Annotated in this window: 11 protein-coding genes, 1 pseudogene and 1 CRISPR repeat array; of the genes and pseudogenes, 6 read left to right on the plus strand and 6 right to left on the minus strand. The window is 53.9% G+C overall.

The genetic code is table 11. From position 1 onward, the window contains the following. The first annotated feature begins 100 nt into the window (after positions 1 to 100). The 4 genes from IQ254_RS26910 to IQ254_RS26925 all read left to right on the plus strand — a co-directional run bounded on the left by IQ254_RS26910 (position 101) and on the right by IQ254_RS26925 (position 2,122). The gene (locus IQ254_RS26910) at positions 101 to 769 is read left to right on the plus strand and encodes a hypothetical protein (RefSeq protein ID WP_228041135.1); all 669 of its coding nucleotides are present in this window, start codon (positions 101 to 103) and stop codon (positions 767 to 769) included. Positions 770 to 916: 147 nt separating this feature from the next. Then, the gene (locus tag IQ254_RS26915) at positions 917 to 1,321 is read left to right on the plus strand and encodes a hypothetical protein (protein ID WP_193969233.1); all 405 of its coding nucleotides are present in this window, start codon (positions 917 to 919) and stop codon (positions 1,319 to 1,321) included. Continuing rightward, positions 1,321 to 1,746, plus strand: a complete 426-nt coding sequence (locus IQ254_RS26920) for an HNH endonuclease (RefSeq protein WP_193969234.1) — start codon at positions 1,321 to 1,323, stop codon at positions 1,744 to 1,746. The genes IQ254_RS26915 and IQ254_RS26920 overlap by 1 nt, the downstream gene beginning before the upstream one ends. Positions 1,747 to 1,795: 49 nt before the next feature. Further along, positions 1,796 to 2,122, plus strand: coding sequence for a relaxase domain-containing protein (locus IQ254_RS26925; RefSeq protein ID WP_193969235.1), 327 nt, complete (start codon positions 1,796 to 1,798; stop codon positions 2,120 to 2,122). Between the two features lie 71 nt (positions 2,123 to 2,193). Here the strand turns inward: IQ254_RS26925 and IQ254_RS26930 are convergent. Further along, positions 2,194 to 3,372: pseudogene (locus IQ254_RS26930) on the minus strand (IS3 family transposase). Positions 3,373 to 4,553: 1,181 nt separating this feature from the next. Here IQ254_RS26930 and IQ254_RS26935 point away from each other — a divergent pair. Together IQ254_RS26935 and IQ254_RS26940 are read left to right on the plus strand one after the other, a co-directional pair. Continuing rightward, entirely contained in the window at positions 4,554 to 4,934 is a 381-nt protein-coding gene (locus tag IQ254_RS26935; protein WP_193969236.1) for a DUF2834 domain-containing protein, read from the plus strand. After that, positions 4,931 to 5,191, plus strand: a complete 261-nt coding sequence (locus IQ254_RS26940; RefSeq protein ID WP_193969237.1) for a hypothetical protein — start codon at positions 4,931 to 4,933, stop codon at positions 5,189 to 5,191. The genes IQ254_RS26935 and IQ254_RS26940 overlap by 4 nt, the downstream gene beginning before the upstream one ends. Positions 5,192 to 5,313: 122 nt before the next feature. Next, a CRISPR array of direct repeats spans positions 5,314 to 6,597; the repeat unit is 29 nt; unit sequence CGGTTCACCCCCACAGGCGTGGGGACAAC. 19 nt (positions 6,598 to 6,616) lie between these two features. Here IQ254_RS26940 and cas2e read toward each other — a convergent pair. The 5 genes from cas2e to cas7e all read right to left on the minus strand — a co-directional run bounded on the left by cas2e (position 6,617) and on the right by cas7e (position 9,412). Further along, positions 6,617 to 6,889 (minus strand): type I-E CRISPR-associated endoribonuclease Cas2e, encoded by a 273-nt coding sequence (gene cas2e / locus IQ254_RS26945; RefSeq protein ID WP_193969238.1) that lies wholly within the window; start codon positions 6,887 to 6,889, stop codon positions 6,617 to 6,619. Then, positions 6,890 to 7,357 carry a CRISPR-associated endonuclease Cas1 gene (gene cas1, locus IQ254_RS26950; protein WP_193969239.1) on the minus strand — a complete coding sequence of 156 codons (468 nt, stop codon included), beginning with the start codon at positions 7,355 to 7,357 and terminating at the stop codon, positions 6,890 to 6,892. Between the two features lie 102 nt (positions 7,358 to 7,459). Beyond that, a complete protein-coding gene (cas6e, locus tag IQ254_RS26955; protein ID WP_193969240.1) occupies positions 7,460 to 8,086 on the minus strand; it encodes a type I-E CRISPR-associated protein Cas6/Cse3/CasE in 627 nt (208 codons plus the stop codon). Next, the gene (gene cas5e, locus IQ254_RS26960; RefSeq protein WP_193969241.1) at positions 8,073 to 8,729 is read right to left on the minus strand and encodes a type I-E CRISPR-associated protein Cas5/CasD; all 657 of its coding nucleotides are present in this window, start codon (positions 8,727 to 8,729) and stop codon (positions 8,073 to 8,075) included. The genes cas6e and cas5e overlap by 14 nt, the downstream gene beginning before the upstream one ends. A gap of 2 nt (positions 8,730 to 8,731) precedes the next feature. Beyond that, positions 8,732 to 9,412: a type I-E CRISPR-associated protein Cas7/Cse4/CasC gene (gene cas7e, locus IQ254_RS26965; RefSeq protein WP_193969242.1), complete on the minus strand. Its 681-nt coding sequence runs from the start codon at positions 9,410 to 9,412 to the stop codon at positions 8,732 to 8,734. Positions 9,413 to 9,548 lie beyond the last annotated feature (136 nt).

Raw genomic sequence — 9,548 nt, forward strand, 5'->3', positions numbered from 1 at the left:
GGGGGAAAATTGGGGGAATTTTTGGGGGGAATATCCGGACGATGGCCCCAGGCATTGAAAAGAAAAGTAGTACGAATGCTCTTTATTCCCCAGTGCTGCTATGTACTCGGCTACCCAAAGAAGCAAAGGTAAAAAAGGTTCAGTCCAGTTCAAAAACACCAAAGGACGGCTGCAAATCGTCTTTTCTTACCCTGTCGAGGTAGATGGGGAGGTACAGCGCAAGCGCTTCTATATTTCCACAGGCTTTGACGACACGCCCCTGAACCGCCAGCGGGTAGGCGACACCGTTAGGGCAATTCAGCGAGATATTGACTATGGGGAGGTAGATCTCAGCCTACAGAAGTACCAGACCGTTGGGTCTCTCACCACGGTTTCCCCCATTTCCCCCAATCCACCCGCAGCATCTGAGATTGAGCTGGATGAGATTTGGGAAAAGTATGCCCAGTTCAAGAAACCCCAGATCAGCCCCAGCACCTACGCCAAGGACTTCACTAAACAGAAAAATCACATCAGCCGTTTCCCCAGCAAATCTCTAGACGAGGCTATTTTGATTCGAGACCATCTGCTGGCGAAGTTGACCCCGGATGCGGCTAAGCGCTGCCTGACCCAGCTCAAAGCCTGCTGTAGCTGGGCGGAGGAGGAAGGATTGATCGAGGGTAATCCCTCCTTACCGGAAGAGCTACCAGTGCTGCCACACTTTCATCAGCCTTTGTGTAGAAGCCCACATCAACAGCACAGCAATCGGTCGCTGGACAGGTACCAGCGCTAAGATGATTGACAAGCACTACGGAGCTACCAATTTCACTAACCTGAGGCCCCCTGATCTCACCTGATGTGCCTCCGTGGTCAGCTCTGGTTACAATCGAGATTCACCTGTTTGGAGCCGGGTTTAAGCCTCTCATCGTTCAGTACACCAATGTCAGCTACCGTCACCCTTGATATCCCAGAGCACATTCACCAGCGCCTGGTGAGCACTGCCGAAGCCACGCAGCGCCCTCTCAATGACATTATCCTCAGGGCATTGCAAATCGGTAGCCCACCCCCTTGGGATGATGTGCCACCGGAGTTTCAAGCGGCATTAGCTGCCCTGGACCGGCTAGATGATGATGCTCTATGGAGAGTTGCCCGTAGCCAACGATCTGAAGCCGAACTAGAGCGGTACGACGAACTACTGGACCGCAACCAGAATAGCAACTTGACAGCAGCGGAACAAAACGAGCTAACTGCCTTGAGGAAGGAGGCAGAGCGATTTATGCTCTGCAAGGCTCAGGCCACCGTTTTGCTGCGCTGGCGTGGCCATTCAATTTTGCCAGAAGCTTGATGGCCAGCTATATTCCTGTAGACCTGCGCAATCAGGTTCGAGAGTGCGATCGCGCTCGTTGCTGCTACTGCAAAACCAGCGAGGTTCTGAGCGGTATTCGTATGGCCTTTGATCACATCAATCCTTGTTCAAAAGGTGGCGAAACCTGCTTTGAAAATGTCTGCTTAGCCTGCCGATCCTGTAATGAGTTCAAGGGCGATTCGACAACAGGCCAAGATTTACTTACTCAGCAGACCGAACCCCTTTTTAATCCAAGACTTCAGGACTGGCACCAGCATTTTGCCTGGAGCGATGATGGCACTAGAGTCGAAGGTGTTACTGGTGTAGGACGCGCTACGGTCTTGGCTTTGCAGATGAATAACGAAGCCATCTTGGCGGCCAGAAAACGCTGGGTTTCAGTAGGCTGGCATCCTCCTAAGAACTGAGCCAGATGCTTTCCGGGCAGGCTCCCGATGGGCGATCGCTGACCGGAAAATGGTTGATCCAGAAAAGCGGCGAGCAGCGACCGACTTTACCTTTAGTGCCCCGAAAAGCGTCAGCATCGCGGCTTTGGTGCAGCAAGATGAGCGGGTACTGGAGGCCCATCGTCAGGCCGTGGCGAAAGCCCTATTGGTGTTGGAAGAACGCTATGCCCAGACCAGGATTTCGACGGAGAATGAGTTGGCCATAGCGCTGAAGCAGCAGGGCTACCTGATCGAACCCAAGGCCCACGGGCAGTTTGAACCGGCGAGATATTCGCCGGAACTGCTGAAGGCGTTTTCGACAAGGCGGCAGCAGATCCTAAAGCTGATCGAGGAATGAAGTGGACCCCAAAGAGTGAACAACTTGAAAGGGCAGTTAAGCTCTGAAGGATCTACGTAATCAATACGCTTTCAACGAGTATTACACATCACCTCCTTTTCAGATTGATATTCATAATAAATTTCATCAGGTGTTCGATAATTCAACGACTGATGCGGCCTTTCGCGATTATACCAGTGAAACCAAGTCTTCACCTCCTTCGATAAGTGTTTGCCGTCTTCAAAGGCTTTGAGATAGATCAACTCATACTTTAGCGATTCTCCCTGCGGAGAGGCTACGCCAACGCCATAACCGTTCAATAAAAATGTTGTCATAGCAGCGTCCTCGACCATCCATCGAGATCTTCACATCCGCCTGCTGAAGACAGCCTGTAAAAGCATTTGCGGTGAACTGAGCGCCTTGGTCAGAGTTGAATATCGTCGGCTTGTGATAGTGCAGTAGAGCGTCCTCCAAGGCTTCAATGCAGAAATAACCATCCATCGTATTGGACACCTGCCAGCTCAGAACTTTTCGGCTCAACCAGTCCATCACGGCCACGAGATAGAAATGGCCTTTGAGTACCGGCAGATAGGTGATATCAGTACTCCACACCTGGTTGACTGAGCCGATATCGACACCTCGAAGCAAGTAGGGATAGACCTTATGCTCTGGATGTCGTTTGCTCAGTTTGGGCTTGGGATACACCGCGTGCAGGCCGAGCTGACGCATCAGTCGTTGCACTCGCTTACGGTTGACCTGATAGCCCTGCTGGGCTAGATGCGCCACCATCCGACGGCTGCCATAGAACGGCGTTTTCAGATACTGCTCATCTATCAGCCGCAATAGCGCCAATTCTTCGTCTGACGGGCCAACTGGCTGGTAGTACAGGCTAGCCCGGCTGATGCCTAACAGCTCACACTGTCGCACCAGACTCAGCTCAGGGTGCTCAGCATCTACCAGGGACTTTCGGGCAGCAGGCCCAGTTGTGCTGAGCGCTCGGCTAAAAAATCCCGCTCCACCTTCAGCTTGCCGATTTGACGATACAGTTCATCGTTCTCAGCCTTGGCAGCCGATTTCGTACTATCGGCTGACTTCCCTTTGTCAAACAGCTCACTGGCATTCTCTAGCAGTTCTCGCTTCCAGGTGTTGACCTGCGCTGGATGAATCTCATGTTGTGCGGCTAACTCAGCGGCAGTCTTATCGCCTCGGATGGCTGCAAGCGCTATTTTCGATTTGAATTCTGGACTGTACTGGCGACGTTTCTTGCTCATGAATAACTCCTATCATTTTTTGAGTAATTCAGAACTTAACGACCTGCCTAGTTTTTGGGGTCCACTATACTGCTCTAGCTCCGGGTGGCTCTGCCGCCACGAGTTTCCCATGCCCTCCGGTTGCACCAACACCTCATTCCAGTCCTTGCCGTGGTTCCGCTGATGGTCTAAGGCAGGCTTAAGGGCGATCGCAGCCTGTGACCTGGGCCTAGTGAACCCAATGGTGGAGCAGAGCTGCCTGCTGAATTCATCTTGTGCGCTTGCTAAAGCTTTCTCCACTATGCTTAATCCTACTTAGTGCGTCTGTAGCAAAAGCCCAAAACTTACCTCCCTACGCCGGTACAACCTGCTCAGCCTTTGCGACCCATCCCGAAGCCCAGTGGCATTACGCTATGGGAACCGCACCTGCTTCCAAAGACGACGACAGAAATGGCTTAGCCTGTGAGTACCTAACAAGCACAATTAGACAGGATGGCAGCCGAATCTTTAATAATCAGGCTAACCGTGGCAACGTGAGATACACCATGGAAGTTTGGCGTGTCAATGCTAGGGATGTATATTTACGCATTAAATCAAGCCAAGGAATGGATTTTACGACTCGCAGCTTTCCCTCTGATCCAGAAGCCAGAGAGCACATGAATACTTACTATCGAAACCTGCTGCGCTGACCTTCTTATCGGGCAAAATGTCTAAGTATCGTCGCTCGACCCGGCCCCTTAAACTTCGACGGGCAAACTCTAAGCCCCACTGGACCGACACGACTTTTCCCTAGGTAAAAGGTGACATTCTTTAGGTCAAACCACAGCGAGATGCCAGCCCAAGCCAAGCCTTTAACCCTCTCTTCTTTGAATCTATGGCCTGGTGCCCCAAGCTCCTTCTTGGGATAGGGCAGCATCAGGTAAAGTTCAGGTAGATCAGCTCCTGGTCCAATGGGCATGAACTCGGTGCATAGCTTTGTTTTGTAGATTTCCTTGCTTCCTTTTGCCAAGCCATACTGGGTTCTGGTGGAGCGGCCTACTTCCCTCATGTGCTCGTCGTATTCAAGAAATCGGTCATAACGTTGCTGAGGCTGCTTTAGCGAGGATAGCGAATTCTACCTGGCTGGGTCATTAGGGATGGTAGATATACCCGTCTAGACCATAGGACAGGACAATAGAGGTGCTGAGCTTATAGGGAAACCCATGCCTGGAACCATCATTCGCCAAGCCATCTACGCCGCCCTAACCGTAATCGGCTTCGTTTGGACAAACTACTACCTGGTGCAGTTCACCATCGCCACCAAAGGCGAGTTCACCGCCACCAACCTGCTGAACTTTGATCTGCCAACCTTCATCGATCAGGTGTACGCCAACCCTGCCTCTAGCTTTATTGGGGTGGATGTGACAATTGGGGCCTTGTGCGCGATTCTGTTGATTGCCACAGAGGGGCGGCGACTCAAGATGAAACTGTGGGGCCTATACATTGCCTCGATCTTCTTGGTGTCCTTTGGTTTTGGCTTTCCGCTGTTTCTGTTTGCCCGTGAGCGAAAACTGGCTGAGACCCTGGCCGCTGCTGAAGCTTGATACTAATCATCGCCGAGCTAGAGAGCCACAGCCAGAGGGGAGCCTGCTACTCTAGCCCCAGCGGAATTTCGCTTCAGCCCCTGGCGATCGCGCTGGGGGCTTTTGCGGTCAGTGTCTTGGTTAAGTGCGATCGCAGATCTGCATGGGCCGACCATCTGGGGGCATTGGGAAAATTATTTTCGCCAGGGCCAGCGGGTGCCCATCTCAGTCGCGGCGGACCAACACAGATACAGCACCAAGACAGTAACAGCAGCTAGAAAGGGCAAAATGTCGTCAGGCATAGCGTAGAGTTTACCTGGGGCCATGGAACCATCGAGCATCCCTATCCTGCCAAAGCTGCTGCTCATTCGCCACGGTTCGTCAGCGTCCATGCCCAGTTCGGTTCACCCCCACAGGCGTGGGGACAACGCGTAAATTTCTCGGTGTTACCGACCGACGTGACCTGGTTCACCCCCACAGGCGTGGGGACAACGGTTTTGTCTTGGGAGTCTGAAGCGATTGATAACGGTTCACCCCCACAGGCGTGGGGACAACTGAGGCTAAATGCTGGCGAGAGCTGAATGGCGAGCGGTTCACCCCCACAGGCGTGGGGACAACGCAAGCCCTGGAGTAATGCCACCCCCTTAGCCTGCGGTTCACCCCCACAGGCGTGGGGACAACCGGATTGAGCTGCCCATCTCTGGTTTGCTAGCGACGGTTCACCCCCACAGGCGTGGGGACAACGTGAAAGCTGAGGGGTCGAGCATGGCGTGAAGCACGGTTCACCCCCACAGGCGTGGGGACAACGCTGGTGAATCTCAATGCCGATGGCATCGAAGATCGGTTCACCCCCACAGGCGTGGGGACAACTCTGCGTAATCGGCCCGCTATGGCCACGGATCGCCGGTTCACCCCCACAGGCGTGGGGACAACGGCCGCCGCCCCACAGTTAGGGCAGGTTCGTTCTGCGGTTCACCCCCACAGGCGTGGGGACAACGAGCTATGAAACAGAAAGGATTCGAGAAAGAGACGGTTCACCCCCACAGGCGTGGGGACAACCAGCTGTGGCCAGGGCGCGATCGCTCTCAAACACGGTTCACCCCCACAGGCGTGGGGACAACGGGCGTCTATCTGGAGGATGCCGATGGTGATGTGGCGGTTCACCCCCACAGGCGTGGGGACAACGCCAATAATCCCGACCGAGGCATGTGCGAGAGCCGGTTCACCCCCACAGGCGTGGGGACAACGGGAACTGGCGTGGTGCGAGATACCACAACTGGCGGTTCACCCCCACAGGCGTGGGGACAACGAATACAAGGTCACCAGAAACAGTTTTGGCGACCGGTTCACCCCCACAGGCGTGGGGACAACGTGGGGTAATGCCCAGAGACACCGTACTAACTGGCGGTTCACCCCCACAGGCGTGGGGACAACTCAGATTGCTAGGACACCCCCTTGAACTCGATGACGGTTCACCCCCACAGGCGTGGGGACAACGCGGCGGTAGCCCACATGGAGGCATCTAATAGCTCGGTTCACCCCCACAGGCGTGGGGACAACAATCTGCTCCACAGTGACGATCCAAGCCGTATCACGGTTCACCCCCACAGGCGTGGGGACAACGCTGACGTGAGCATCGCCACTGACTCAACCTTCGGTTCACCCCCACAGGCGTGGGGACAACACTTCCAAAATAGCGGAAATTAAGGGCTTCTGACCAGCAGCACCCCTTCTATGTCTACCAGGGACCTCGACGGATTTCCTAGCATACGGGCTCCAAACCCCTGCTCATTACGTTGTGGATAGAGCATCACGGCAGAGCCCTTGCCGAGTTGCTGCTCAATCAAACCCCATAGCTCATCTCTGACCAAAGCGGATACTTTGCCTGTAAAAACTCCTGCTTTGATTTCAAATAGCCACCGGCTCAACTCACCTCGTAATGAGGGTTTTACATTTTCGACAATGAGCACGATCATCTAATGATCCTCCTCACCCCAGTTTTTGCCACCTTCCACCCATTCCAAAACGTCATCCCACAAAAATGCGATGGGTTCTTCATCCTTCTCATTACCAAAGCCCAGTACCTGGTCAATGTCATTGACCAAGCGATTCATCAAGCGGTAGTCGCTAAAACGTTCTCGGCACTTGCGGCGCACCAGAGAATCTAAATCGAAATAGGTTTCAGCTACAGCCTCAAACGCAGCCGGAATAGTAGTTGTTGCCTTATATAAGTCGGCTACATCATAGACAAAAGATAATGGCTTACCGGTATGGATAAAGCCCAGCGCTGGCGAATAGCCCACTGAATGCAGGGCGGCCTGACACACAGCATAGAGACAGGTATTAGCGATAGAAAGCGCCTTATTGATGGGGTTAGCGGCATCCCAATTGTCTTGTTTGTAGTCGCGCCCGCTCCATTTTGAAGACGGCGATCGCTCGGTCATCTTGCTCGATGCGGCAATGCTCGAAGTACAAGAAACTGATGCGATCGCGCGCCTTCGGCAACGTTCGCAGTCTAGACATTGATTTACCTTGACTTTAGATGGTTATGTTCTGTTTCGAGCTAAGGATAGTAATCCGCATCCATAGGATTTCCCTCGGCCTAGCCCTTGCTCGAGGACAGCCAAAAACGGTTTAGGGGAGGTAACTTCTAAAACCCCCTGAAAGAGAGCAGTGGTAATACGAATAGGGGGTGAGCCCTTTTTCTTGACGCCAAAAACGTTGGGGGAGGGAATGACATCGGCACTGAGTAGACGAAACCCGGAGCGATCGGCCTGACGTTCTAACCAGGCCAACTGGTCAGGACGATGATAAAAGCCAAGGGTCTTCTTGGTTTTGTTGTCTCGCTTGCTGGGGTTTGCTCGCAGCCGAAATTGAAAGATGCGTCCTTCTGACAACACCTCTTCACTGAGATGGAAGGGTTTAGGCTTACTCGGTTCAGCAAGGTAGCCATCGGGTAATTTTGACCAATCTGGCTCAAGTGCAGACTGTACAAGCACTACATCGCTATCCGGCTCCTGGCGAAAGAGAATATGCCAGTCTTCGCGAGGGTGCTCCCGGTCTTCCTCATCGGGAAAAGCCTGCATAATGCGCTGGTGCAGCTTATGGGCATTGCTTAAATCACGCAGTACTGGTGTTTCTCGGGGATTCAGCACAAGCTTAGAAAGATACATGGCTGGGCACCTCCAGGTCATGAAATTTGGTTTCTACACAGCGGCTGGTAAACAAACGACGTTGCCAATCGATCGGCACATCTTGCCGTACATCAGAGCTGTTGGGTGTTTCTAGAATGTAGGCCAGCTGTTGCGGAGGCTTACCTCGCTTGGGAGGAACATAAGGATGCTGTTTGAGGGCGTCTTCCACATTAGCTTCGACTAAACCACCCTCAGAGATATGAATCGGGCAACTGGGCACAAAGCTCTTGCGCCCAAAGTAGAGGTGCCAGCAGGGGGTTTGCAGGGCCGCGTCTAACTCGGCAAGTTTGGAGCGGCTACCCTCTAGCCCCACCAGATAATCGGCATCGGCGACGTAGTAGCGATGGCTAATCACCGTGCCGCCGGGGCCACCCCCCGACTTAATGCCATCCATCACGGTGTGGTAGTCGCACTGCACTACACCGGGTTTATTAATCCGAACCCCCATCTTTAAGGCAGTCAGATCAGTCACCGGCTCCCATCGGGGGCGACCGAGGGCAGCACAGAGCAGGCCAATGACGGCAGATTTGGTCGGTTCGCGGCGGGTATCGCGAATGGTAAAGCGGCTATGGTCGCCCCAGCTCATCATGGGGGCGCGCATGCGCATGAGCAGGGTAGGCATAGTTAGTTACCCTCCGGGAAGGCGGCGGCGATCGCATCTTTGATCAGCTCATCTACCGTGGGCTGTTCGCAGTCTTTAAGGGTGGCGAGCTGCTGAGCCAATTGCTCACGGGTGACAATGCCCTTAAAGACTACCGATTTTTCGCCATACATTTTGCACAGGTCAGCCCAGTGGCCATCGAGCTGAGTCAGGGCATTCTCTAGCAGGCTTTTGCCCTCTTTGGGAGCCACCGGATTCTCAAAGGCATCCACCAGCGAAATCGGTTGCCCGTTGCGCACCACCGCCATGACAGCGGCGGGCAGACTATGGGCCGCAAACCCGTTTTGGTGACCAGTGGGGATAGCCCTGACAAAAGCTTCGGCAAAGGCTTGGGCGATCGCTTCGGCCTGGGTGGCATCGCCCAGGTTGTGCTTTAGCTGCTCGGTGTCGAGGGTGGTAAAGCGGTAGTAGGTAGAGCTGTTGTAGCCGGTTTCGCCAATGTGGTCGGCCCCGGTTTCATCATCGCCGCCCAGGTCATCCACCGCGGTGAAGAAATCAAACTCTTGCTGGAGGGTGTTGACGCTGATGGCGTGGGCCATTTGCACCGCTGCATCGACGTTGACCGTGGGCAGAGAGGCCATCATTCGCCCAAACAGGGCAACATCCCCCGGTTTGCCCGTCTCCACCAGAGCTTTTTCGATCACTTTGGGTAACTGGGCAGTCCTAAGTTCTTGATTGGATTTCTAGGCCGCCAAGTCAGGTGCACCAGCGCTGGGGCAGGAGTCTAGCTTAGCGGCGATGAATTTAGACAAAAGTAGAGTGGGCGGACTGTTGGGAAAA

The organism is Nodosilinea sp. LEGE 07088 (genome assembly GCF_015207395.1).
Taxonomy (GTDB): Bacteria; Cyanobacteriota; Cyanobacteriia; order Phormidesmidales; family Phormidesmidaceae; genus Nodosilinea.

What these genes read in the sequence shown, in the direction of transcription:
- IQ254_RS26910 (WP_228041135.1), top strand. Translation starts at nt 101, where the DNA reads ATGTACTCGGCTACCCAAAGAAGCAAAGGTAAAAAAGGTTCAGTCCAG.
- IQ254_RS26915 (WP_193969233.1), top strand. Translation starts at nt 917, where the DNA reads ATGTCAGCTACCGTCACCCTTGATATCCCAGAGCACATTCACCAGCGC.
- IQ254_RS26920 (WP_193969234.1), top strand. Translation starts at nt 1,321, where the DNA reads ATGGCCAGCTATATTCCTGTAGACCTGCGCAATCAGGTTCGAGAGTGC.
- IQ254_RS26925 (WP_193969235.1), top strand. Translation starts at nt 1,796, where the DNA reads ATGGTTGATCCAGAAAAGCGGCGAGCAGCGACCGACTTTACCTTTAGT.
- IQ254_RS26935 (WP_193969236.1), top strand. Translation starts at nt 4,554, where the DNA reads ATGCCTGGAACCATCATTCGCCAAGCCATCTACGCCGCCCTAACCGTA.
- cas2e (WP_193969238.1), bottom strand. Translation starts at nt 6,889, where the DNA reads ATGATCGTGCTCATTGTCGAAAATGTAAAACCCTCATTACGAGGTGAG.
- cas1 (WP_193969239.1), bottom strand. Translation starts at nt 7,357, where the DNA reads ATGACCGAGCGATCGCCGTCTTCAAAATGGAGCGGGCGCGACTACAAA.
- cas6e (WP_193969240.1), bottom strand. Translation starts at nt 8,086, where the DNA reads ATGTATCTTTCTAAGCTTGTGCTGAATCCCCGAGAAACACCAGTACTG.
- cas5e (WP_193969241.1), bottom strand. Translation starts at nt 8,729, where the DNA reads ATGCCTACCCTGCTCATGCGCATGCGCGCCCCCATGATGAGCTGGGGC.